Source organism: Streptomyces sp. NPDC048288 (assembly GCF_043201555.1).
Taxonomy (GTDB): domain Bacteria; phylum Actinomycetota; class Actinomycetes; order Streptomycetales; family Streptomycetaceae; genus Streptomyces.
The window spans coordinates 377,989-401,488 of sequence record NZ_JBICZD010000007.1; the positions used below are offsets into that span (position 1 = coordinate 377,989).

23 protein-coding genes are annotated in these 23,500 nt (G+C 70.1%); 13 read left to right on the top strand and 10 right to left on the bottom strand.

What is annotated here, in order from left to right; genetic code table 11:
- The first annotated feature begins 77 nt into the window (after positions 1-77).
- The 8 genes from ACGFZS_RS26600 to ACGFZS_RS26635 all read left to right on the top strand — a co-directional run bounded on the left by ACGFZS_RS26600 (position 78) and on the right by ACGFZS_RS26635 (position 7,472).
- Complete coding sequence (locus ACGFZS_RS26600) at positions 78-1,430, top strand: SRPBCC family protein (protein ID WP_393797245.1); 1,353 nt, start codon at positions 78-80, stop codon at positions 1,428-1,430.
- Positions 1,427-1,762: a non-heme iron oxygenase ferredoxin subunit gene (locus ACGFZS_RS26605; RefSeq protein WP_393659844.1), complete on the top strand. Its 336-nt coding sequence runs from the start codon at positions 1,427-1,429 to the stop codon at positions 1,760-1,762. Before ACGFZS_RS26600 ends, ACGFZS_RS26605 begins: the two co-directional genes overlap by 4 nt.
- Positions 1,759-2,964 carry an NAD(P)/FAD-dependent oxidoreductase gene (locus tag ACGFZS_RS26610; RefSeq protein WP_393797246.1) on the top strand — a complete coding sequence of 402 codons (1,206 nt, stop codon included), beginning with the start codon at positions 1,759-1,761 and terminating at the stop codon, positions 2,962-2,964. The genes ACGFZS_RS26605 and ACGFZS_RS26610 overlap by 4 nt, the downstream gene beginning before the upstream one ends.
- A gap of 59 nt (positions 2,965-3,023) precedes the next feature.
- Positions 3,024-3,599, top strand: a complete 576-nt coding sequence (locus ACGFZS_RS26615; RefSeq protein WP_393659848.1) for a 3-phenylpropionate/cinnamic acid dioxygenase subunit beta — start codon at positions 3,024-3,026, stop codon at positions 3,597-3,599.
- A gap of 24 nt (positions 3,600-3,623) precedes the next feature.
- Complete coding sequence (locus tag ACGFZS_RS26620; RefSeq protein ID WP_393659850.1) at positions 3,624-4,484, top strand: alpha/beta fold hydrolase; 861 nt, start codon at positions 3,624-3,626, stop codon at positions 4,482-4,484.
- Entirely contained in the window at positions 4,481-5,317 is an 837-nt protein-coding gene (locus tag ACGFZS_RS26625; protein ID WP_393659852.1) for an SDR family NAD(P)-dependent oxidoreductase, read from the top strand. Before ACGFZS_RS26620 ends, ACGFZS_RS26625 begins: the two co-directional genes overlap by 4 nt.
- Before the next feature lie 96 nt (positions 5,318-5,413).
- Positions 5,414-7,012 carry a long-chain fatty acid--CoA ligase gene (locus ACGFZS_RS26630; RefSeq protein WP_393659855.1) on the top strand — a complete coding sequence of 533 codons (1,599 nt, stop codon included), beginning with the start codon at positions 5,414-5,416 and terminating at the stop codon, positions 7,010-7,012.
- A gap of 1 nt (position 7,013) precedes the next feature.
- Positions 7,014-7,472: a hypothetical protein gene (locus tag ACGFZS_RS26635; RefSeq protein WP_393659857.1), complete on the top strand. Its 459-nt coding sequence runs from the start codon at positions 7,014-7,016 to the stop codon at positions 7,470-7,472.
- Between the two features lie 114 nt (positions 7,473-7,586).
- Here ACGFZS_RS26635 and ACGFZS_RS26640 read toward each other — a convergent pair whose 3' ends face one another.
- The 4 genes from ACGFZS_RS26640 to ACGFZS_RS26655 form a co-directional block, all read right to left on the bottom strand.
- Positions 7,587-8,906, bottom strand: coding sequence for a DUF3500 domain-containing protein (locus ACGFZS_RS26640; protein ID WP_393797247.1), 1,320 nt, complete (start codon positions 8,904-8,906; stop codon positions 7,587-7,589).
- Positions 8,907-9,069: 163 nt separating this feature from the next.
- Complete coding sequence (locus tag ACGFZS_RS26645; RefSeq protein WP_393659862.1) at positions 9,070-10,581, bottom strand: ATP-binding protein; 1,512 nt, start codon at positions 10,579-10,581, stop codon at positions 9,070-9,072.
- Positions 10,578-11,312 carry a response regulator transcription factor gene (locus tag ACGFZS_RS26650; RefSeq protein ID WP_393659864.1) on the bottom strand — a complete coding sequence of 245 codons (735 nt, stop codon included), beginning with the start codon at positions 11,310-11,312 and terminating at the stop codon, positions 10,578-10,580. Before ACGFZS_RS26650 ends, ACGFZS_RS26645 begins: the two co-directional genes overlap by 4 nt.
- Before the next feature lie 218 nt (positions 11,313-11,530).
- On the bottom strand, positions 11,531-12,607 hold the full coding sequence (locus tag ACGFZS_RS26655; protein WP_393659866.1) for a YeiH family protein: 1,077 nt from the start codon (positions 12,605-12,607) through the stop codon (positions 11,531-11,533).
- A 106-nt stretch (positions 12,608-12,713) separates the two neighbouring features.
- Between ACGFZS_RS26655 and ACGFZS_RS26660 the strand changes: the two genes are divergently transcribed.
- Complete coding sequence (locus ACGFZS_RS26660; RefSeq protein WP_393659868.1) at positions 12,714-13,610, top strand: LysR family transcriptional regulator; 897 nt, start codon at positions 12,714-12,716, stop codon at positions 13,608-13,610.
- A gap of 72 nt (positions 13,611-13,682) precedes the next feature.
- Here ACGFZS_RS26660 and ACGFZS_RS26665 read toward each other — a convergent pair whose 3' ends face one another.
- Genes ACGFZS_RS26665 through ACGFZS_RS26690 form a run of 6 tightly spaced genes read right to left on the bottom strand, consistent with a single transcriptional unit; the run spans position 13,683 to position 19,378 of the window.
- Positions 13,683-14,843, bottom strand: coding sequence for an alpha/beta hydrolase family protein (locus ACGFZS_RS26665; RefSeq protein ID WP_393659870.1), 1,161 nt, complete (start codon positions 14,841-14,843; stop codon positions 13,683-13,685).
- A 34-nt stretch (positions 14,844-14,877) separates the two neighbouring features.
- Positions 14,878-15,672, bottom strand: coding sequence for an SDR family NAD(P)-dependent oxidoreductase (locus tag ACGFZS_RS26670; RefSeq protein WP_393797248.1), 795 nt, complete (start codon positions 15,670-15,672; stop codon positions 14,878-14,880).
- A complete protein-coding gene (locus ACGFZS_RS26675; RefSeq protein WP_393797249.1) occupies positions 15,669-16,439 on the bottom strand; it encodes an SDR family NAD(P)-dependent oxidoreductase in 771 nt (256 codons plus the stop codon). The genes ACGFZS_RS26670 and ACGFZS_RS26675 overlap by 4 nt, the downstream gene beginning before the upstream one ends.
- On the bottom strand, positions 16,433-17,404 hold the full coding sequence (locus ACGFZS_RS26680) for a fumarylacetoacetate hydrolase family protein (protein WP_393797250.1): 972 nt from the start codon (positions 17,402-17,404) through the stop codon (positions 16,433-16,435). Before ACGFZS_RS26680 ends, ACGFZS_RS26675 begins: the two co-directional genes overlap by 7 nt.
- 4 nt (positions 17,405-17,408) lie before the next feature.
- A complete protein-coding gene (locus ACGFZS_RS26685) occupies positions 17,409-18,347 on the bottom strand; it encodes a VOC family protein (RefSeq protein ID WP_393797251.1) in 939 nt (312 codons plus the stop codon).
- A gap of 47 nt (positions 18,348-18,394) precedes the next feature.
- On the bottom strand, positions 18,395-19,378 hold the full coding sequence (locus ACGFZS_RS26690) for a cyclase family protein (protein ID WP_393797252.1): 984 nt from the start codon (positions 19,376-19,378) through the stop codon (positions 18,395-18,397).
- 119 nt (positions 19,379-19,497) lie between these two features.
- On the opposite strand from ACGFZS_RS26690, the gene ACGFZS_RS26695 reads away from it, so the two are divergent.
- The 4 genes from ACGFZS_RS26695 to ACGFZS_RS26710 all read left to right on the top strand — a co-directional run bounded on the left by ACGFZS_RS26695 (position 19,498) and on the right by ACGFZS_RS26710 (position 23,428).
- On the top strand, positions 19,498-20,421 hold the full coding sequence (locus ACGFZS_RS26695; RefSeq protein WP_393659882.1) for a LysR family transcriptional regulator: 924 nt from the start codon (positions 19,498-19,500) through the stop codon (positions 20,419-20,421).
- 162 nt (positions 20,422-20,583) lie between these two features.
- Positions 20,584-21,528 (top strand): NADP-dependent oxidoreductase, encoded by a 945-nt coding sequence (locus tag ACGFZS_RS26700; RefSeq protein WP_393659884.1) that lies wholly within the window; start codon positions 20,584-20,586, stop codon positions 21,526-21,528.
- 74 nt (positions 21,529-21,602) lie between these two features.
- Entirely contained in the window at positions 21,603-22,001 is a 399-nt protein-coding gene (locus ACGFZS_RS26705; RefSeq protein ID WP_393659886.1) for a hypothetical protein, read from the top strand.
- On the top strand, positions 21,998-23,428 hold the full coding sequence (locus ACGFZS_RS26710) for a bifunctional 3-(3-hydroxy-phenyl)propionate/3-hydroxycinnamic acid hydroxylase (protein WP_393659888.1): 1,431 nt from the start codon (positions 21,998-22,000) through the stop codon (positions 23,426-23,428). Before ACGFZS_RS26705 ends, ACGFZS_RS26710 begins: the two co-directional genes overlap by 4 nt.
- Positions 23,429-23,500 lie beyond the last annotated feature (72 nt).

Sequence of the window (23,500 nt, forward strand, 5' to 3'; positions counted from 1 at the left end):
CAAGGTCCGACAGTCCGTGTGCCACATCGCGGCACGACGGATGGCGTACCCCCTCACCGGCCCTGTTGCCTGTGCGCATGACCTCGACGAACGAACCCCAGGGCGCGGCCACGGCGGCCCCGCGCGGCGCCCTGCGGCGCCCGGCGGACCTGGCACGGAACCTCGATGTCGCCGGGCTCGTGGACACCGAGGGCGGGCTGCTGGACCGCATGATCTTCACCGATCAGCAGCTGTACCGGCAGGAACTGCGCCGTGTCTTCGCGCCGAGCTGGCTGTTCCTCGCGCACACCGACCAGTTCCACAAGCCGGGCGACTTCTTCACCACGTACATGGGCGAGGACCCGGTCATCGTCACCCTCGACCGCGACCGCAGGATCCGCGCCTACCTCAACTCCTGCCGCCACCGCGGCGCCCGTGTCTGCCGCGCCGACGTCGGGCAGACCCGCAACTTCACCTGCACGTACCACGGTTGGTCCTACAACCTGGACGGCTCGCTGGTGAGCGTGCCCAACAAGGACGGCTACCCGGACGACTTCGACGAGAAGAACTGGGGCCTGGTCGAGGTGCCGCACGTGGAGACCTACCACGGCCTGGTCTTCGGCACCTGGAATCCCGCACCGGTCCCGCTGCGCGAGTCGCTCGGCGACATGGCCTGGTACATGGACGCCATGCTCGACCACGACGACCAGGGCACGGTCGTCGTCGGCGGGGTCCACAAGTGGGTGCTGGAGGGCAACTGGAAGCTGGCCGCGGAGCAGTTCGCCACCGACTGGTACCACGTCAACATGAGCCACGCCTCGGCGCTGATGGTTCTCGCGCCGGCCGGCAAGAAGCCCAAGGACGAGGTCGTGCACCGCACCGGCCGCCAGTACTCCGACGCGAACGGCCACGGAGCCGGTTTCCCGGTCCACCCCCGCAACCGCTTCGACGCGCAGACGGTCCACCGGTGGACGGACTACGACGCCCTGCGCGAGCGCCTCGGAGACGCCCGCGTGGAAGGCCCGTTGACCAACGGCCACGCCACCGTCTTCCCCAACTTCTCCTACCTCCCGGTCAACGGCTCCATCCGCGTCTGGCATCCCAAGGGCCCGGACAAGATGGAGGTCTGGGCCTGGACCGTCGTCGACAAGTCCATGCCCGAAGAGGTCCGCGAAGCCCAACGCCTCTACAACCTGCGGACGTTCGGCCCCAGCGGCATCTTCGAGCAGGACGACGGCGAGAACTGGAGCGAGGTGCAGGCCGTCTCGCACGGCTTCATCACCAACGGAGTCGCCCTCAACTACCAGATGGGCCTGGGCTCCGAGCGTGAGGACGGCCGCTACCCCGGCAGGACGAGCGAGCTGTACAGCGACGCGGCCGGCCGCGCCTTCTACGGGCGCTGGCGCGAACTGATGAACACCCCGGCCTGGCACGAGGAGAACCCGAAATGAGCAATGGCATCCGCGTCGCCGCGCTGGACGACATCCCCGAGGGCGAGGGCATCGCCATCGACAGGTCCGTCACGGGCACCGCCGACGACATCGCCCTCCTGCGCGACACCGACGACACGGTCTACGCCCTCGACGACACCTGCACCCACGAGACCGCCTCCCTCGCCGAGGGCTGGGTCGAGGACGGTTTCGTCGAATGCCCCCTGCACTCCAGCAGGTTCTGCCTGAAGAGCGGCGAGGTCCAGGGTCTGCCCGCGACGAAGAACGCCTGCCCGCACCGCGTCGAGGTCCGCGACGGCGAGGTCTACCTCTTCCCGGGAGAAGCGCCGTGACCGTCGAACGCATCGTGATCGCGGGCGGCGGCATCGCCGGCGTCAGCACGGCCGCAGCCCTGCGCAAGGGCGGCTTCGACGGCGAGCTGACCCTCGTCGACGCCGGTGAATTCCCGTACGACCGGCCGCCGTTGTCGAAGGACTTCCTGGCCGGCACCAAGGACATCAAGCAGATCGCCCTCCAGCCGTCCCAGTGGTACGACGACCAGGACGTCCGGCTGGTCAACCGGACCGTCGTCGCCGCGCTGCGCCCCGCCGAAGGCAGGGTCGAGCTCGCCGACGGCCGGCTGCTCCCCGCCGACCGCGTCGTCCTCGCGACCGGCGGCGGCGCGGCCCGCCCCCCGATCCCCGGCGCCGACAGCGACCGCGTGCACGTCCTGCGCACCGCCGACGACGCCGACCGGCTGCGCACCGCGCTCGCCCCAGGCGCCCGCGTCCTGGTCGTCGGCGCCGGTCTCATCGGGGCGGAGGTCGCCTCCACCGCCGTACGACTCGGCTGTCAGGTCGATCTGGTCGACCCCGTGGCCGTACCGCTGGCCGGAGCCCTCGGCCTGGACCTGGCCGCCTGGCTGCACGGTCTGCACACCCGGCACCGCGTCACCGCCCGCCAGTCCGTCGTGGAGTCCTTCACGGAGCGCCGCACCGGCATCGAGGTGCGGTTCACCTCGTCCGCCGTACCCGAGCTGTACGACGCCGTAGTGCTCGGCGTCGGCATGGTGCCGTGCACCGAACTCGCCCAGCTCGCCGGGCTCGACGTGGAGCGGGGAATCCTGGTGGACGCCGGGCAGGTCACCTCCAATCCGGCCGTTCTCGCGGTCGGCGACCCGGCCCGCACCCGGGGGCAGAACCGCACCGAGCACTGGGAGGCCGCCCAGCACGACGGAGCCCGGGCGGCCGCCACCCTCCTCGGCAGCGCGGCCCCGGAGCCCTCCGTGTCCTGGTTCTGGACGGACCGGCACGCACGGCACGTCGAGGCGGTCGGCCACATGGACGCGGCTTCCGACACGGTCCTGCGGGGGTCCTTCGACGGCCCGTCCTGCGCGGTCTTCGGCCTGCGCGACGGACATGTGGTCGCGGCGGCCTCCGTCGACGACCCGGCCGCCGTACGCGCCGCCCGCCGCATGATCGACCGCCGGATCCCGGCCGACGCGGCCCGGCTGGCCGACCCGTCCGTGAAGCTGCGTGACCTGCTGCGCGGCTGACGTGCCGGCTGGCGGCACAGTCCGTACCCCGCGGTGCGGAGAAGGGATCGAATGACACCGTGAGCACAGCCACCGAGCAGATCCGGTCACGCGCGGGCGAACGCGCCGACCGTGACACGCACTTCGAGGTCGAGCAGTTCTACTACGAGGAGGCCGCCCTCCTCGACGACGGCCGCTACGCCGACTGGCTCGACCTGCTGGCCGACGACCTCGACTACTGGATGCCGACGCGCACCAACCGGCTGCGCCGCCAGCAGGCCCTGTCGGTCGCGGCGCGCGGCGAGGCCGCCTTCTACGACGAGACCAAGGAGAGCCTCGCCTGGCGCATCCGCCGCTTCGACTCCGGCATGGCCTGGGCCGAGGACCCGCCCTCGCGCACCCGGCACCTGGTCACCAACGTCATGGTCCGGCACGCGGACCCGGACGAGCACGACGGGTTCACCGAGAACGACCTGTGGGTGCGCTCGGCGTTCCTGGTCTACCGCAACCGGCTGGAGCGCGAGGAGAACGTCTTCGCCGGCGGCCGCACCGACATCCTGCGCCGCACCGCCGAAGGCCGCCTCCAGGTCGCCCGGCGGACCATCCTGCTCGACCAGAACATCCTCCAGGCGAAGAACATCTCGACGTTCTTCTGACGGCTCTTCGTGATGGGAACACTCGTGACCGACCTCGATCTCAAGCAGCACCGCGTGCAGACCTCACTGGGTGAGATCGCCGTGGCCGAAACCGGCGAGGGGCCCGTGCTGGTCATGCTGCACGGCGGCGGACCGGGCGCCTCCGGCGTCGGCAACTACCTGCAGAATCTCCCCGCGCTCGCCCGCCACTTCCGGGTGATCCTGCCCGACCAGCCCGGCTTCGGCGGCAGTTACCGCCCCACCGAGGCCGACCTGGACGAGCGCTCCATCACCCGGATCACGGTGGACGCCCTCTACCAGGCCCTCGACGCCCTTGGCATCGACACCTTCCACCTGCTCGGCAACAGCCTCGGCGGCGCGGCGGCGATCGCGATGGCCCAGCAGCGGCCCGAACGCGTGACCCGGCTCGTCCTGATGGCACCTGGCGGCGGCTGGCTGCCCTTCGGGCCGACGCCCACCGAGGGTCAGAAGGAGATGTTCCGCTACTACAACGGCGGCGGACCGTCCGAGAAGAAGATGGCCGCGTTCATCCGCACCATGGTCTTCGACCACAAGCAGTTCGGCGAGGACGTGGTCCGCGCCCGCTACGAGTCCTCGCTCGACGAGAGCCACATCGCCTTCTACCACCTCTACAACGCGGCCTTCGCCCGGCGCGGCGGCATGGACCCGCTCTGGCGCGACCTGCACCTGATCAAGGCGCCGACTCTGCTGCTCTGGGGCCGCGACGACCGTACGATCACCCTCGACGGCGCCCAGCTCATGCTCAAGCAGATCAGGGACGTGCAGCTGCACGTGTTCGGTAAGTGCGGCCACTGGGTCCAGCTGGAGCGGCAGCGGGAGTTCGACCGGATGGTCACCGACTTCCTCGCACAGGACGCGTCATGAGCGGCGGATGGCTGGAGGGCTACGCGGCCCTGATCACCGGCGGCGGGTCCGGCATCGGCCGCGCGGTCGCCGAGCGTTACCTGGCCGAAGGCGCCTCGGTGACCATCATCGGCCGGGACAGGACACGGCTCGACGAGGTCGTGGACGCGGCCGCCGACCCCTCCCGGATCCACGCCGTCGCCGCCGACGTCCGCGACTCCGCCGCCCTGCACGCCGCCGTCGCCGAGACCGTCGACCGCTTCGGCAAGCTCGACACCCTCGTCACGAACGCCGGCCTGTGGGACTACCAGCGCCAGCTCACCCGGCTCGGCGCCGAGGAACTCGACTCCACCTTCGACGAGATCTTCTCCGTCAACGTCAAGGGATACGTCCTCGCGGCCGAAGCGGCCTGGCGGGAGCTGGTCAAGACCCGTGGCAGCATCATCATGACCCTGTCCAACGCGTCCTTCTACGTCAACGGCGGCGGCCCGCTCTACACCGCGAGCAAGCACGCCTGCCTCGGCCTGATGAAGGAACTGGCCTACGAACTCGCCCCCAAGGTCCGGGTCAACGGCGTCGCCTGCGGCGGTATGAACACCGACCTGCGCGGCCCCGAGTCGCTGGCGCTCTCCGACCGCTCGATCTCGGCGTCGTTCGCGAAGAAGGCACCGGACTCGCCTCCGCCGCCCATCCCGCTGCACGACTCCAGCACCGATCCGCGTGACTTCACCGGGCCGTACGTGCTGCTCGCCTCCCAAGCCCAGAGCGGCCCGATCACCGGGCACGCCATCAATGTCGACGGCGGTATCGGCGTACGCGGGTTCGCGACCGCCGCCGGCGGCGACCACCTCTGACCTTCGACCGACACTCGACCACGCCTGACCACGTTCGACGACATCGACGCCATCAGGGACCATCGACGCCATCGACGACTCGACGAGGAGCCGCTCGTGACCACGCTCTCCCCCACGATCCCGCACCCGGCCAACTCGGGTCTGCGGGTCGACCTCAATCCTGCCGTGGCGGTCGAACGCAACGCCCGCCACCACGCGGACACCGTCGTCGTCCGTTACGCCGGAGGCGACCTCACCTACGCCCAGCTCGACGACAAGTCCGCCCGGCTGGCAACCGTCCTGGCGGACGGCGGTGTCGTGGACGGGGACCGGGTCGCCTATCTCGGCCTCAACAGCAGCTCGTTCCTGGTGGCGATGCTCGCCGCGTTCCGGCTCGGCGCCGTGTTCGTACCGGTCAACTTCCGGCTGGCCGAGGCCGAGCTGGAGGCCGTGCTCAGCCGCAGTGGTGCCACCGCCCTGGTCTGCGAGGAAGGCCACCGGGAGGGCATCGACAAGGTGCGCGGCCGGACGAGCCTCGCCCGCTTCCTCCTCGTCGACGACGACACCGAGGCACCCACCGACGGCGCCCCGGGCTGGGAGACCTGGTCGCCGCTGCTCACCGCCGCCCTGCCCGCCACCGGCATGGCGGCCAAGAGCGCGGACGACCCCGCGGTCCTGATGTTCACCTCGGGCACCACCGGCACGCCCAAGGGCGTGGTGCTGACCCACGGCAACATCTGGTGGAACGCCGTGAACGTCGAGCTGCGCCTCGACACCCGCCGCGGCGACGTCACCTACGCGGCCGCCCCGCTCTTCCACGTCGGCGCCCTGAACAGCTTCGTCCTGCGCACCCTGGTGCGCGGCGGATCAGTGGTGATACGCCGGGCCTTCGACCCTCGGACGTGCCTCGACGACCTCGTCACCCACGGGGTCAACTCCATGTTCGGAGTGGCCCAGATGTTCGCCGCGCTCGCCCGGGTGCCCGGCGTCTTCGAGGCGGACCTGAGCGGGCTGCGGTCCGTGGTGGTCGCGGGAGCGCCCGTCCCGCCGTCGCTGATCGAGCTCTACGCCGGGCACGGAGTGCTGCTCCAGCAGGCCTGGGGACTCACCGAGACCGCCCCCTTCGCCACCCACCTGCCGGTGGAGCGCACCCTGGACAAGGTCGGCTCGGCCGGCATCCCGATGCCCTTCACCGAGGTCCGCGTCGTCGACACGGTGACCAACCGGCCCGTGACGGCGGGCGAGCCCGGGGAGATCGTCGTCCGCGGCCCGAACGTGACCGCCGGATACTGGAACAACCCGGAGGCGAACCTGGCGGCCTTCGACGAGGAAGGCTGGTTCCACTCCGGTGACATCGGCTACCTCGACGAGGACGGCTGCCTGTACATCGTCGACCGGCTCAAGGACATGATCATCAGCGGCGGTGAGAACGTCTACCCCGCCGAGGTCGAGCGCGTCCTGTCCGCCATGCCGGGAGTGATCGACGTCGCGGTCGTCGGGGTGCCCGACGACCAGTGGGGCGAGACCGTGGCGGCCGTGGTCAGCGTGGACGACACCTCGGCGCTCACCCTGGAGGACGTGCACACCTGGGCGGAGGGACGGCTGGCCCGCTACAAACTGCCCCGGCGCCTGACCGTCGTGCCCGCCGTGCCGAGGAACGCCTCCGGCAAACTGGACAAGGCCGTCGTCCGGCGCCTCGCCGACGAGGGGAACTGACATGTTCGCGGTGCCCGAGCTGCCCGCGGTGACCGTCGAGGGCGTGGGGGAGACGACCGTCGAGTCGTGGAACCGCCGCTGGGGCAGACTGCGCCTGCTCGACGGCGACCGCCGCACCCTGGTGCGCGTGGAGCGGTGCGCGGCGGGGCGGCTCCGGGACGCCTATCCGGCCGGCGCACACGACGTGGAAGTGGTGGTCGAGTCGGCCGGGCGCGGGGACCCGGCTCCCGCCCTGCTCCGGACCCTGGTGGATGCCGTCCGTGCCGCCGATCCGCGCTGCCGCCGGATCGTCTACGCGGCGGAGGAGGGCGACCGCACCGCCACGGAGTACGCGGAGGCGGCCGGCTTCCGGTATGTCGTCGACATCGACCTGAAGGACCGTCGGCTGAGTCTCATGGTCCACGAACCTGGCTGGGTCACCGGTACCGACATGGATCTGGATCACGTACCGGGTACGTGACCGGACATCCGACCGGACACACGACCGGATCTCATGTCCGGACTGCCGTCCGGCAGAGGCCGTGCCCAGCTGGGCACGGCCTCCGCGATGACGGACACCACTTCTTGTTTCAGCTCACCGGTGGTGCGGCGAGGTCAGGTAGTGCTGCCTCAGGAGCTCCTTCCCGTAGTCGTTGCCGTTGGGCGTGCGGATGATGGAGTGCACGTGCATCTGGGTGGGGACGCCCTCGGTGCCGCCGTACGCGCCGCGCAGCGGGCCGGGCGCCTGGCAGTCGACCTCGACCCAGACCACCGGGCTGTGCACCCGGACGTAGAAGGCGTCGTCGTCGCCGGTGCCGCCGGCCCACGTCACGTAGGTGTCGTCGAGATGCGAACGGACCTCGGCCATGCGCACCTTGGCCGCATCCTGCTTGGCCCGGCTGACGAAGGCCTCGACAATGCCGAGGAGCTTCTTCTTCTGGGCGGAGTTCAGCACGTTGCCGCGAATGCCCTCGTACGCCTGGACCGCGTTGTCGGAGAAGGCACCGGCCTTCATGGACTCGCTCGTCTTGGTCGCGGAGGCGATGGCGACGGACTGCTGGTCCGAGCCGAGGGAGTTGATGAAGGCGAGGCTCGCGAGGACTTCCTCGTGGCAGACGGTGACCGTCGCGCCGTCGATCTCCATGGAGGTCGGCTCGGAGCCCCAGAAGCAGGGGCTCATGACGACCTGGTCGCCGAGGACGAAGTAGTTGATGACGAGGTGATGGCCGTCGAACTGGAAGCCCCAGGGCTCGGTGTCGGACGGGGTGCCCATCAACGTCCAGTAGTAGGCGTCCTCGTTGAAGGAGGTGGTGTTGCCGATCGCCTCGCCGGCCGCCTGGTTGATCTTGCGGATCTTCTCCGTGGTCTCCAGGCCGTCCGCGCTCAGAGCGGCCTTCAACAGGGCGCTGCCCAAGTCCTTCTGGTCATCCGTCAGGTCGGCGAGGGAGACGCCCTGACGGGTGTAGGAGTCGATGTTGCTCCACAGCCGCCACTCCGTGGAGTGCACGGTGAACTGGGTCGCGGTCTTCTGGGTGTCGGTCAGACCGGCCAGGAAGGCGTTCGCGGCGGTGATGACGGGCGCGGTGGCGACCTTCGTGGAATGGATCGTGAACAGGTCGTCGATCCGCTTGCCGTCCGTCGTCAGGCCGAAGAACTCCTCCGTGATCGACTGGTTGCCGGGGCCGCCACCGCCAGGCGCGCCGCTCGGGGCCGCGCTCGCCGAGGCGTCGGCCGTGCCCGTGGCGTCGTCGGCCATCGCGGCCCAGGCGCCCGCGCCGCCCATGGTCGCGACCGCCGTGGCACCGGAGGCGAAGAAGACCTTCCGCATGAAGTTGCGGCGGCTCGCCAGGGCGTGGCGGCCGGTCTCCTGCTGCGGCTCCGCGGCCGCGGTCTCCCCGGCGTCGAGCTCGGTCATCGTCGCTGATCCCTTCGTCATGGGCACGCGCATCGTGCCCTCCGATCGCGGGCCACTGTGTCCGACCGAACTGAATCCGAACTGAATCGGACCGAGGTCCGGTGTGCGAAGGCAACGAGGCGAGGGCGTTCCGCGCTTCTGAACTGGCTTTCTGTGCAGGCCCTTAGAGTTCGCGAATGCCCGTGACCGCTCCGGACGCCGAGGTGCTCGCGGCGGGCAGCGTCACCGTGAACTCGGTGTCGCCGGGCTCGCTGCGCACCTCGATCCGGCCGCCGTGCGCCTGAGTTATGGCCGCGGCGATGGCGAGGCCGAGCCCTGTGCCGCCGTCCGCCTGTGCGGTGCGGGAGCGGGAGACGTCGCCGCGCGTGAAGCGTTCGAAGACCGACGGCAGGAGGGCGTGGGGAATGCCGGGGCCGTCGTCACGGACCCGGACCAGGCAGTGGGCGGCTGTGGTCTCCACGATCACGGTGATTTTCGTGCCGCGCGGTGTGTGCGTACGGGCGTTGGCGAGGAGGTTCGCGAGCACCTGGTGGAGGCGCCCCTGGTCGCCGATCACCGTCACGGGTGTGTCCAGGCGCAGGGCCACCTGCCAGTCATGGCCGCTTCCGGCGGCGCGCGCGTCCCACACCGCCTCCGCGACCAGGGTCGCCATGTTCACTTCTGCCGAGCGCAGCGGACGGCCCTCGTCCAGTCGGGCGAGCAGGAGCAGGTCCTCGACCAGTCCGGTCATACGGGCCGACTGGGCGGAGACGCGCCGCCAGGCCAGCTGCGGCGCCAGCGTCGAGGTACCTCGGTCCATGAGTTCGGCGTATCCGGCGATCGACGCCAGCGGAGTACGCAGTTCATGGCTGGCGTCGGCGAGGAAGCGGCGCATGCGCTCCTCGGTGCGCTGTCGCTCGGCGAGAGAGGCCTCGACGTGGTCGATCATACGGTTCAACGCGCTGCCGACCTGACCGACCTCGGTGGCGGGATCGGTGTCCGGGGGCGGGACCCGGCCGAGCACGATCACCTCGCCCCGGTTGAGGGGCGCGCGGGAGACCTCCACCGCTGTGGCGGCCACCCGCCCCAGCGGACGCAGCTGACGCCGCACGACCACCGTGCAGACACCGCCCGCCGCGCCGAGACCGACGAACGCGATCACGGCCTCCACCACGACCAGGCTGTCGATCATGTGCTGTACGTCGGCCATGGGCAGCCCGGCCAGGACCGGAACCCCGTCGCCGCCGAGGGCGGTGAGCCGGTAGGTGCCGAGGCCGGGAATGGTACGGGTGTGCAGGGAGCCGTCCGTCGCGATCCCGGCCAGGGCGGCTCGCTGCGCGGCGGTGAGAATGTCCTGGTGCCCGTCCTCGGTCACCATCTCGGCGGCCAGGACACGGCCGTCCGCGCCGAACCGCGCCGCGAGCGTGCCGACCGGCTGTCCTCGCTCGTTGAGGAAGCCCAGATCGGCGGCGCCGCCCGTGCGGCGCTGCAGGCCACCCTGGCTGCGTTCGGCGGCGTCCTTGACACGCTGGTCCAGGTCGCCGAGCAGGTAGACGCGCTGGACGAGCACGGTGGCCAGGGCCATGGCCGCGCAGACGACGACCAGGATCACGGACATGAAGAGCACCAGCCGTGCCCGCAGGGACCGGCCCCGCGGCCGGTGAGCCGGCGCCCCGGGGCCCTTGCGGTACGTCATGCGCCGTCGTTCGCTGCCCGGACGACGTAGCCGACCCCGCGCACGGTGTGGAGCATCGGCGCCCGACCCTTGTCGATCTTGGATCGGAGACTGTAGACGTAGACCTCGACCAGGTTGCCCTCCCCGTCGAACGAGCTGTTCCAGACGTGGTCGAGCAACTGGGCCTTGCTGAACACCTGTCGCGGATGGCTCACCAGGAACCACAGCAGGTCGAACTCCTTGGCCGTGAGGGTGACGGGCGTTCCGGCGCGCGCCACCTCGCGGGTCCGTTCCGACATCACCAGGTCGCCGAGCGTCCGTACGGAGTCGTCGTCCGCGTGGGCCCCGTCGCTGCCGACGCCGGACCGCCGCAACAGCCCGCGCAGCCGTAGCATGACCTCCTCCAGGGAGAAGGGCTTGGTGACGTAGTCGTCCGCGCCGGCCGTCAGCCCGTCGATGCGGTGGTCGAGGCCGTCCCGGGCGGTGAGCATCAGCACGGGCAACCGCTCGTTCTCGTAGCGAAGTCTGTGCAGAACCCGCAGTCCGTCCAGGTCGGGCAGCATCCAGTCGAGGACGACCGCGTGCGGGGCGCATCCGCGGGCGAGCCGCAGGGCGCTGTGTCCGTCCGCGGCCAGAATGGGCTGCCAGCCGGCCTCGGTCACGGCCATGGACAGCAGTCCGCTGAGCTCGGGTTCGTCATCGACGATCAGGACACGGACTGTGGCGCCAGATGGCGCCGGGTGGTTGGGCATGACTCCCAGCTTGCCTTTCGATGCTGTACATACGCTGTCCGGGGCTGGGCAGTGTCGGCCGTCGAGGTGTTGAAGACCGCCGGGGAGTTGAAGGGCACGTCGCGGCCGGCTGACCTGTCCGCGGCACGCCCGGACATCGCCGATCGGCGGCTACGGGCTGAGCCCTGCCCCTGAGCGGACACGCCTCGGACATGACGTCATCCGCCCGCGCGGCCCTGTCACAGCGAACCCGTCAGGACCTGGAGCACGAGGCTGGTTCCGGATACCACCACCCACAGAATGCCGCCCAGGAGGACTGGGCGGGAACCGGCGCGTCGCATGCTCGGAATGTCTGTGGAGAGTCCGATCGCGGACAACGCCACCGTGATGAGGAACGCGGAGGTCTCGCCGAACACCGGATGTGCCGCATCGGGAATCAGCCCGAGGGTGTTGGCCGTGGCGGTCAGCAGGAAGCCCACGAGGAACCACGGCACCAAGGACCACACGCGCACCCGCTTCGCGTCCTGGGCGACTGTGCCTTCGCGGCGGGCACGGCGTTGTTCGAGGGCGGCCAGGGTGAGGCAGACCGGGATGATGCACAGCGTGCGGGTGAGTTTGACGACGACCGCGTAGGACCCCGCCGCGTTCCCGTACGTCGTCGCAGCGGCGACTACCGATGACGTGTCGTTGACGGCCGTGCCGGCGAACAGACCGAAAGAGTGCTGGCTGAGGCCCAGCATGTGACCGACGACGGGAAAGACGATCACGGCGGCGATGTTGAAGACGAAGATGGTCGATACGGCATAGGCCACCTCCGCGCCCACCGCGCCGATGACCGGGGTGACGGCGGCGATGGCGGATGCGCCACAGATGCCTGTACCCACTCCGATGAGGGTCGTCAGACGGCCGGAGATCTTCAGCCGGCGCCCGAACGCGAAGGCGGCGGCGAGACACACGACGAGTGTGCCGAACAGGACGGGCAGCGACTCCGTCCCGGCCCGTGCGATCTGCCGCAGGGAGAGGTTGCAGCCCAGGACCACCACGGACATCTGAAGCACCGTCTTGCTCGCGCTGCCCATACCCGGGCGGAGCCGTCTCCCTGGCTTGACCACGACGGCCAGCAGGGCACCGATGACGATGCCCGGTATGGGGCTGCCCACGATGGGCACGAGTTTGCCGATGACCGTCGCAGCGACAGCGACGGCGAACGACATGGCCAGACCGGGAACGCGTGACGCGGCAGCGTCGGACGCTTCTGTCACAGGCGGGGTGTCCGGTGCGGCCAGAGGCGGCCGAAGAGGGGTTCTCTCGCTCATGTACGGACTGTGCTGCTCTGCTGACCTGGTCGGTAGCCCCCGACTGTCGATCACGTCATACCCAAGGGTTATGACGTGGAGCGTGGTCATACCCTAACGTTGGGACATGGCCCGAACACCGGATCTGGACTCCCTGGCGTTGCTCGTCATGGTGGGGAAACACGGCAGCCTGGGTGCCGCGGCGTCGCGGCTCGGCATCTCCCAGCCCGCCGCCAGCAAGCGGCTGTCGACCCTGGAGCGACGCCTGGGTCTCGTCCTTCTCGAACGATCACGCCGCGGATCGGAACTCACCGACGCCGGCCGGATGGTGGTGGGCTGGTCCCAGCGGGTCCTCGACGACCTGGACGAGCTGCTGTTGGCGGCCGAGGCGTTGCGTACGCGGCGCGACGCGGAGCTGCGCGTGGCCGCGAGCATGACCGTCGCGGAGTACCTGGCGCCCGGCTGGATCGGGCGCCTGCGCAGGCAGCGACCCGATCTGTATGTCGGGCTCCAGGTCACCAACAGCGAGAACGTCCCGGCACTGTTGGCCTCCGGTGCCGCGGACATCGGATTCATCGAGTCCCCGCGCGCACCGGCGGGGTTCGCCACCCGGCAGGTGGCCGGCGACCGGTTGGTAGTGGTGGTGGCGGCCGGACATCCATGGGCCCGCAAGCGGCGCCCGCTCTCCGTCAGCGAACTCGCGTCAACGCCTCTGGTGGTGAGGGAACGGGGTTCCGGAACGAGGGAGACGCTGGATGAGGCCCTGACCCGCGCCGGGGTCGGCGAGGCACAGCCGTTGTTGGAACTCGGCTCGGCCACCGCGGTGCGTAGCGCCGTCATCGCCGCCACCGGGCCGGCCGTGATCAGCGAACTCTCCGTGCGGACCGACATCGCCGACGGCAGGCTGGTCGCGGTACCGGTGGACGGCCTGGAGCTCAGCCGCGCGCTGCGGGCCGTCTGGTCCGCCGGCCGAAAACTCGTCGGGCCCGCCGCGGAACTGTTGGCGGTGGCCAGGAGCCGCTGAGGCCGGCCGCCGTCGACGTGCCGCCGCCGGCGCGGGGCACCTCGACAGCGCCCGGCCCGGGCGGTTCGCGTGCTATGCCTTGACGTCCCGGAAGGTGTCGGCGACCCAGTCGGCGACGAAGGCGCTGACGTGGGGAAGGTGGTCCAGGCCCACGTGCTCGCAGGCCCCCTCCTCCTCGGTGAAGATCCGCAGTTCTCGTTTGGCGCTGTTGACGGCCTGTTCGTACGAGCGGTGGGCGTACTCGACCGGAATCTGCCGGTCGTTCGCGCCGTGCACGACGAGGAAGGGCATGGTGATTCGTTCCACGACGCCGTCCAGGTGCACCGCGTCGGCGAAGTCGATGAAATGGTCGACGTCCTTGTGCCCCCACACCCACAGGACGTGCTCCCAGTAGTGGGGTACCGGGCGCTCGCCCTCGCGTTCGAGCCGTCGGCGCTGGACGGCTCCCCAGTCGTGGTTGGCTCCCCATGCCACGGTCAGGGCGAGGCGCTTCTCGAACGCGGCGGCACGCGGGGCGTAGTACCCGCCGAGCGACCAGCCGACCAGGCCGATCCGCGCCTGATCCACGTCGTCCCGGGTGAGCAGCCAGTCCACGCAGGCCGTGGCCCAGGCCTCGGTGTCGACCCGTGCCGTCAGCCCTTGCAGCCGAAGGGCCTCGCCGGAGCCCGGACAGTCGATCATCAGGCAGGAGATGCCGCGCGCGGCGAGTTCCTCCCAGTGACCCGACGCATACATGTGCTCCTTGGTGGAGTCCAGTCCGTTCCACATGACGACGACCGGCGCGGGGCCGTCGTCGGTGGCGGGCGCCTGGCTGAAGTAACCGGGCAGGGTCGTGCCCTCGTACGGGACCGCGACACGGGACAGCCGTGGATCCTTGAGGTCGAACGCCTTCTGCTGGAGGTCCAGGACCCGCCGGTAGGTGGGCAGGCGGCTCGGGTCGGAGCTGGAGAGCATGCGCTCGGCCTGGCACAGGTAGTTCGTGGCGCGTGCGTAGAGCTGTCCGGCGGTGCGGAGGTGGCCGGCCTGCTCGGCCTGGCGGGCCTGGCTGACGAGCTGGTCCGTCAGAGCGGTCCAGGCGCGCAGGAAGTCCGCCGTGCCGGCGTCCTCGCCATGGGCCGCAGCGTCACTGATCGGCCGGCATGCGCGGTCGACCTCGTCGATCAGGCCCCCGGAGTTCAGCGCGGCGACGACACCCAGGTTCCAGACGTAGTTGCCCGGGAAGTATTCGAACACGTTGGTCCTACCTTTCGATGTGCAGCGTGTGACGTCAGCAGGCGCCGGGCAGTACCGCGGACCAACCGCCGTCGACCACGAGGTTGGCGCCGGTGACGTAGGCGGCTTCGTCCGAGGCGAGGAAGAGCGCGCACCGGGCGACGTCCTCCGGAGTGCCGATCCGGCCGAGTGGGATGGCCCGGGCGATGGATCGCATCGGGTGGTCGGGCGCCAGCAGGTCGCCCTCGGTGGCGGGCGTCCGGATCATGCCGGGGCTGACGCAGTTGGCGCGGATGCCGTGGGCCGCGCCTTCGGCCGCGAGCTGGCGGGTCATCGCGACGACACCGCCCTTCGTCGCGGTGTGCGCGATGCGGGTGTTGGTGAGGGAGCCGGTGAGCCCCGCGGTCGAGCCGACCAGCAGCACACTGCCGCCGCCCCGGGCGATCAGGTGCGGCCAGGCCTGGCGGGTGACCAGGAAGACGATGTCCAGCTCGTTGCGGACGGTGAACGACCAGTCGGCATAACTGGTCTCGGCGATGGGGGAGAAACGGGTGGCGCCGGCGTTGTTGTAGACGATGTCGATGCCGCCGTGCGCGGCCGCGGCGGCGTCCACCCAGGCCGCCGCACCCGCTTCGTCGGACAGGTCGAGAGGGTGGGTGCTGTCCATCCGCCCGCCCGCGGCCCGGACGAGCTCGACGGTCTCCTTCGCCCCGTCGGCGTTGACGTCGGTACCGACGACGACGGCGCCCTCCGCGGCGAACAACAGCGCCGCGGCACGCCCCTGTCCGCCGGCGGTGCCGGTGATCAGCGCGACCTTGCCGGCCAGCCGGCCGCTCGGCGTCGGAGTCATGCGGGCTCCCGCAGTGCGTCGCTGATGGACTTGACACCTCCGTGGGCGGTCATGCCGCCGTCCACCGGGATCTCCGCGCCTGTGATGAATGAGGCCCCGTCGCCGAGCAGGAAGGCCACCAGTGGTGCGACCTCCTCCGCCGTGCCGGTGCGGCCAAGGGGGGTCTCGGCGATGTTGGCGTCGCGGAACGCGGCCGAGGCCGACGCTGTCATCGGTGTCTCGATGTAGCCGGGATGGACCGTGTTGACCCGGATACCGCGCGGCCCCAGCTCCAGGCAGGCCGTCTTCGCCAGCCCTCGCAGCGCCCACTTGCTGGCGGTGTACGCGGCCGGGTAGTGCGCGGTCACCGCGGCGACGGAACCGACGACCACGATGGAACCTCCGGCGGTCATCAGAGGTGACAGAGCCTGGATACCCAGCAGCGTGCCGGTGACGTTGACATCGACGACCCGTGCCAGGTCGCCGGGCGCGAGGTCCGGCAGCCGGGCGCGCCAAGTGACGCCGGCGTTGGCCACCAGCCCGTGGACCTGGACGAACCGTAAGCGCAGGTCGTCGGCGAGGGCCGTCCAGGCGGCTTGGTCCGTGACGTCCAACCGGCGGTATTCCACGCCCGATTCGTCCCATGGCAGCTGTGCGTCCAGATCACAGCCGATCACGGTGAAGCCCCTGGCCGCGAGCAGTCGGGCCTCGGCCGCACCCTGCCCTCGCGCCGCGCCGGTGATCACGACAACACGGTGGCCCTGAGCCGTGCTCTCCCCCGTCACCATGTCCGCTCCCGGTCGCGTGGGCGGCGTCGCGCCGGCCGGACCTTGGGCAGGTCGAGTCCCTGTACGACGCGGTTGCGGATGGTCCCGATGCCCTCGACGGTCATCTCGACCACGTCCCCGGGGTGCAGCGGCGGAGGAGTCAAGTGACCGCCCCGGCCCCAGAGTTCGGCGAGGCAGCCGCCGTTGCCACAGGTTCCTGAGCCGAGGACGTCTCCGGCACGGACCTCGGTGCCTCGCGAGGCGTAGGCGATCAGCTCCTCGAACGGCCAGCCCATGTTGGACAGCAGATCGCGGCCGACCTCCGTACCGTTGACCGTGACGCGCATGCCGAGGGCCAGGAAGCCGTATGCGTCGCGGTAGGGCTCCAACTCATCCGCGGTGACCAGCCACGGGCCCAGCGTGGTCGCCGAGTCCTTGCCCTTGGCCGGACCCAGGTTGACCCGCATCTCCCGGCTCTGGAGATCACGTGCCGACCAGTCGTTGAGCACCGTGTACCCGAATACGTGGTCGCGAGCCTCCTCCGGCGTGAGCGAGGCGCCGTCCCGCCCGACGACCACGGCCACCTCGCACTCGAAGTCGAACAGCTGAGAACCGGGCGGTATGCGCACGTCGTCGAACGCCCCGGTCAGCGCGTATGGGTTGGTGAAGTAGAAGGTGGGCGCCTCGTACCACTCCGGTACGACGGTGCCGCCGCCGGCCACGCTCTTCACCACGCCCTCGACGTGCTCCTCGAACGCGACGAAGTCGCGCACGGTGGGCGGGGCCAGCGGCGGCAGGAGGCGGACGCCGTCATCCCAGGACACGGCAGGCTCCTTGAGCGCGGACTCTCCGGCGTCGAGCGCCGCGGGCAGCCCCGCCCGGACCAGGTCGAGAACCGTCGTCCCGTCGGGCAAGGGGTGCAGCCCGGCGTCGCTGACGACACCGCACCGCACGCGGTCATCGGACTCCCAGGTGGCGAATCTCATCGGCTCACACCGGCGGGGCCACGAACAGGCCCTTGTCGGGGTCGTTGAACGAGCGGGAGGCGACGAACTCGTTCATGGCGTTGGCGGTGCCCCACTGGTCGCTGACCTCGGGCTGGGTGAAGTCGTACATCTGGGGGTGCCAGGTGTCCTCGTCGAGCACCTCCAACTCGGTGGTGTACTCGGCGGTGTTGCCGTGCGGGTCCAGGAAGTAGCTGAAGGTGTTGTTCCCGGCCAGATGGCGTCCGGGCCCCCAGATCTTCTCCACGCCCGCCCGCAGCAGCCGCCCGGTGCCGCGCATGTACTCGTCGATGCCGCGCAGTTCGAACGAGGCGTGGTGGAGCGAGGGGTGCGGGCCGCGGGCGATCGCCATGCTGTGATGCCACGAGTTGACCCGCATGAACCACATCATCTCGCCCATGCGGGGATGCATGAGGGTGTCGGACAGCGCGAACGCCAGATGCTTCTCGTAGAAGGCCCTCGTCTCCTCCGGCACCGCAGAGTTGATCACGACGTGCGAGAGGCGGACCGGGACTGACTCGCCCGGCTCGATCACCCGGTGTGCACGCACGGCGACGTCGGAGCTGATCTCCACCGCGCGGCCCTCGTTGTCGAAGAAGCGGAAACCGTAGCCGCCCCCCGGGGTCCGGAGCGCGTCCGGCTCGCTGATCAGCTGTACGCCGGCGCTGCCCAATCGCTCCGCGAGCGTGTCGACGGCCGCGGCGTCCGCGGCGCCGAAGGCGATCAGATCGATCCGCTTGTCCTCGGCCTGGCGCAGCCGTACGACGTACTGCTCCGGCGACCCCTCGGCGGCGAGGAAGGTGAGTCCGCTGTCGGAGTGCTCGGCCGTCAGGCCCCAGATGTCGGTGTAGAAGTCCAGCTGCTTGGCGTGGTCGGGCACGGCGAGGTCGACGTGCCTCAGGTGAGTGATGAGTCGCTCAGCCATGTGGATGGTCCTTGAGTGGTGAGGGGGAACGGGGTTGTCGAACCCCGTTACTTGAGGGCGAGGGGGTTCACTGGTGCGCCCACGGCTCCGGTCACGGGCAGGGGAGCCGCGGTGAGGAGGAACTCCCACACGCCGTCGGCCGCGCAGTCCTCGGCCAGCGCGTCGAGGTCCCACATCTCGCCGATGAACAGCCCGATGTGCGGGATCGCCACCTGGTGCAGGGGTTGGAACGCGGAGTCGAACTCGTTGGGCCGCACTTCGAAGCCCCAGGTGTCGATGGCGATACCGGCGATCTCCGTGCCGTGCAGCCAGTCCGCGGTGGTGAACGACAGACCGGGGGAGTCGCCTCCGGCGTACTCGCCCCAGCCCTCACGCCGGGCGCGGGTGAGCCTTCCGGTCCGCACGCACACCAGGTCACCGCGTCCGACGCGCGCGGACTCGCCCTGGGCGGTGATCGTCGCCTCCAGATGGTCGGCGGTGATCGCGAAACCGTCCGGCAGCTCCCCGTCGGAGCCGAGCACGTGTCCGACGTCGAGGAGGACACCGCGGCCGGCGATCGCCGAGGCGGCGGTCTCGATGCCGGTCACACCATCGCCCTCGGAGGTGACCACGTCGCCCGCGCGGCGGCCGTTCCAGGCCATTCCGTGATCGAAGATGTGGCCCAGGCCGTCCCACTGCGTGGACGCCTGGAGCGGCATGAACACGACGTCGTCGGCGCCGCCGAACCCGTGTGGGAACCCCTGGCCGCCCCGCTCGGCGTCGACGCCCGTGTCGAGCATGGTGTGCACCGGATTCGTCCGCCGCCGCCAGCCCTTCTGCGGTCCGTCCGAGCCGAAGGTCTGAGCCAGGGAGAAGCTGACGCCCCTGCGTACGAGGGCGGCGCCCTCCCGGCGCTTGCCGGCGTCCAGGAAATTCAGTGTGCCCAGGACGTCGTCGGAGCCCCAACGCGACCAGTTCGAGCAGCGTTTCGCCGCGGCCGCGATGGCACCCGCCGGATCGCCCGGATCAAGATCGGTGGATGGGGGGATCATGGCTACACGGTCGGTTACATTTTCATGTCGCAGCAAGACCTACTTGGATATATCAGTTATCCACCCCGCGAATATGCGCCGCACGGGATCGACGGAACAAGCTGTCGTAGAGTCCGCGGATGGACGTCCGAGGCCTGGATCTGAATCTGCTGATCGCGTTGCGTGCCCTGCTCGAAGAGCAGAACGTGACCAGGGCGGGCGAAAGGCTGCAATTGAGTCAGCCCGCCACCAGTGCCGCGCTGGCCAAGCTTCGGCGCCATTTCAACGACCCGCTCCTGGTGCGGCAGGGCCGGGTCATGGAACTGACGCCGGTGGCGCATTTCCTGCTCCCCCTCGTCATCGAGGCCCTGACCCAGGTCGACCGCGTGCTCGCCGTCCGCTCGGACTTCGACGCGGCGGCGAGTGACCGCCGGTTCCTGATCACCGCCTCCGAGTACGCCAGCGTGGTCATCAACGCGAGGCTGCAACGGATCCTCGGTGAGCGGGCGCCCGGCGTGAGTCTCGGCTTCACGCCTCCCCAGCCGGTGCCGGACATCCTGGGTGAACTCCTCAGGCACGACCTGCTCATCGCCCCCCTGGGCTACGGCTACCCGGGCATGCACCACGTCCTGTTCCGCGACCGTTTCGTGTGCATGCTGGACGCGGAGAACCCGGCGCTCACCAAGGACTGTTCCCCGCTGCGGCTGCTCAACGAACTGCCGCATGCCGTGGGGCAGTTCGGTGGCAACATCACCACGCCCGCCGATCAGTTGGTCGAACTGATCGGCGTACGACGTCAAGTCGCCGTTTCCCTCTACGGCCTCAGCGCTCTGCCCCTGATGGTCCTCGGCACAGAGATGATCACCCTCGTACCGGCCCGGTTGGCCCAGGCGCTTCCCGGCAGGGAGCGATGGGCGGTCGTGGAGATCCCCGGAGCGGCGGAGAGGCCCCTGGTCGAAGCGGTGTACTGGCATCCGAGCCGCAGGGCCGACCGAGCGCTGCAGTGGTTTCTTGGTGTGCTCTTCGAGGCCTGCTCGGGACTCGACGAGCAGCCCAGCCTCTGAGCCGGATCCAAGCCGAACGGCATCCATGCATTCGTCCTACGGATACCTCCTAGTTGCACCGCCTTCTTGCCGAGCCCGAGACGGCTGGCACAGTCTGAAAGCCGCCACCCCACCGGACCGGTTTCAGGCAGCCGGTCACTCGAATGAGGAGAGCGGGACTTCATGAAGGCTCTGCAATTGAGCGAGTACGGGGTGCCCGACGGTCTGCAGTTCACGGATATCGCGGAGCCGTCGCTCGGAGAGGGCGAAGTACTCGTAAGGCCGGCGGCGACTTCGGTCAATCCGCTGGATCTGAAACTGATGAGCGGGTCCATGCGCTCCTTCGTGGAACTGGACCTCCCCTGGACGCCCGGGCACGACGTGGCGGGCGTGGTCGAGGCCGTGGGGCCGGGTGTGACCGGGATCGAGGTGAGGGCGAGGGTGGCCGGTTTCTGCGGGCGCCGCGCCGGCGCGTTCGCGGAAAGGGTCGTACTGGGCCCGGACTCGACCGTCGCCTCCCTGCCGACCGCCGTCTCGTACGAGCAGGCCGCGGCCGTGACGATGGTGGGGCTGATGGCCTCGGCCGTACTGCGCGCAGCGGAGCGGATCACCGCAGGGAGCACGGTGCTCATCATCGGCGCGGCGGGCGGAGTCGGATCGGTGCTGTCGCAGCTGTGCGTGCGTGCCGGCGCCCAGGTCATCACTGCCGATCTGCCGGGGACCGCCCCATATCTCAGCGAACTCGGTGTCCACCGCGCGATCGAACTCGACGGCGCGTCGGCCGCGGCCTCGCTCCGGGAAAGTCGTGTTCACGACGTCGACACCGTGATCGACCTGGTGCACCATGGCTGGCAGCAGACCGAGCGGTTCACCGACGTCGCGAGTCTGGTGAAGCCGGGCGGTCAACTGCTGTCGACCCTGCACGGACCGCAGGTCCGTGAAGACATCACGCTGAGTTACGTCTCCGTGGACGCACACCGGCCGGGCGACCTGGAACAGGTGCTCGCCATGGTCGCGGCGGGCGAACTCCGTCAGCGCATCGACACCCGTCCCTTCGAGGACGCCATCGAGGCGATCACGGCCGTCGGGGCCGGGAAGACCACGGGGAAAATCGTCCTCACCAGGTAACCGACCGCGGCGAATTCCAACTGATCCGACCATTACCCGCGCCTGTACACGTTACGTATGACAAGGAGGTCGACGTGACCGCCATTCTCAGCGCCCAGAACGACGCCGGAGGGAATCCCGATCGCAATCTGATCGGGGGTGAACTGATAACCCTTGAGGGCCTGCGTCTGAAATATCGCTATTCGACGGGCCGCGAATACCTGCTGACCTTCGACGCCGACCGGGTCGTCTTCCAGATGCTGAACGGCGAGGATCTGACGGCCCGGTCCATCGGCTACCGCGCCCGCCGGCTGCGCGACGACCAGTACGTCATCGGCTGGGTCCGCGTCGGCGACCCCGAGGCCGGCCGCCCGACCTTCGCCGTGACCCTGGTCGTCGATTTCCAGGAGAACAAGCTCTACGCGTCCGCGCTGATGGACAGTGACTACGCCTTGTTCGACGAGGCGGAGCTGCTGGAGGTGACCCGGCCGTGACCCGGTACGACGTGGCGATCGTCGGGTGCGGTCCCGTCGGGCTCACCCTCAGCCACCTCCTCGGCAAGCAGGGTCTGAAGGTCGTGTGCCTCGAACGGGAGCCGGAGGCGGCTCACCTTCCCCGGGCCGGGCACGTGGACGCCGAGGCGCTGCGCGTGTGGCAGGCCGCGGGCGTGGAGAAGCCAGCTCTGACCGCCCTGTCGGAGAGCGTCGGTTTCGACATGCGCGACGAGGCCGGCGAGATCCTGGTGGAGTACAAGGTGCCGCCGGGCATCGGCCCGTACGGCTGGCCGCACGACTTCTCCCTGAAGCAGCCGACGCTGGAACACGCCCTGCGTGGCTGTCTGCCCGACACGGTCGACCTGCGGGTCGGCGTCGAGGTGACGGCCATCGACCAGGACGCGGACGGCGTGACGGTGACGTATGCCGGCGGTTCGCTCACGGCGGGTTACGTGGTCGGATGCGACGGCGGCTCGTCCTTCACCCGCAAGTCGATGGGTTCCGCCTTCGAGGTCCTGGGGCCCGACGACCCCTACCTCGTCATCGACGCCGAGCTCACGGACAGCTCCCTGCGGCTGGAGCCCGGCGGCCACCTCTACGCCACCCCCGCCCGCCCGCACTACCTGCGCGTGTCCGGGACGACACTGCGCTGGGAGTTCAAGGTGCTGCCCGGCGACGACACCGCAGAGCTCACCCGGCCGGAGACCGTGCACCGGATGCTGGAGCCCTGGGTCGGGCCGGACCAGATCGTCCTCGAACGGGCCGTCGTGTATGTCTTCCACTCCCTCCTCGCGGACCAGTGGCGCCGGGGACGGGTCCTGCTGGCCGGGGACGCCGCCCACTTGCAGCCGCCGTTCCACGGGCAGGGCCTCTGCTCCGGTATCCGCGACGTGGCCAACCTGTCCTGGAAGCTCGCCCAGGTCGTACGAGGCGAGGCCACGGACGCCCTGCTGGACACCTACCAGTCCGAGCGCGCCCCGCACGCCCGCGAATGGATCGTGGAAGCAACCGCCCTCGGCGCCCTCGTGCAGACCACCGATCCGGTCGTCGCACGGGAACGGGACGCGAAGCTGCGCGCCGGTGACCGGGGCGCCCTGCGGCCCATCCGCCCGGTCCTCGGACCAGGAGTCCGGCAGAACCCGGGTTCCGCGCATGACGGCACCCTGTCGATCCAGCCGTGGCTGGCCGGCGGCGCTCTCCTGGACGACGTGGTCGGCTTCCGCTACGCGGTGGCGGCCACCGAGGACACCCTGCGCGGTGTCGACACGGGCGACGCCGTGATCATCGACGAACCCGGGACGCTCCTCGACCACTACGGCACGCACGCCGTGGTGATCCGGCCGGACCGCTACGTCCTCGGGACCGCCGAGGACCCGGCCGGACTGCAAGCCCTTCTCGACGAGGCGGATCGCTTCTCGCACCGCTGAAAGCGTCGGCGAGTGCCGGACCCCCGGCACTCGCCACACCTTCCCGGGCCCACCGTGCCGCAAGGCCCGACG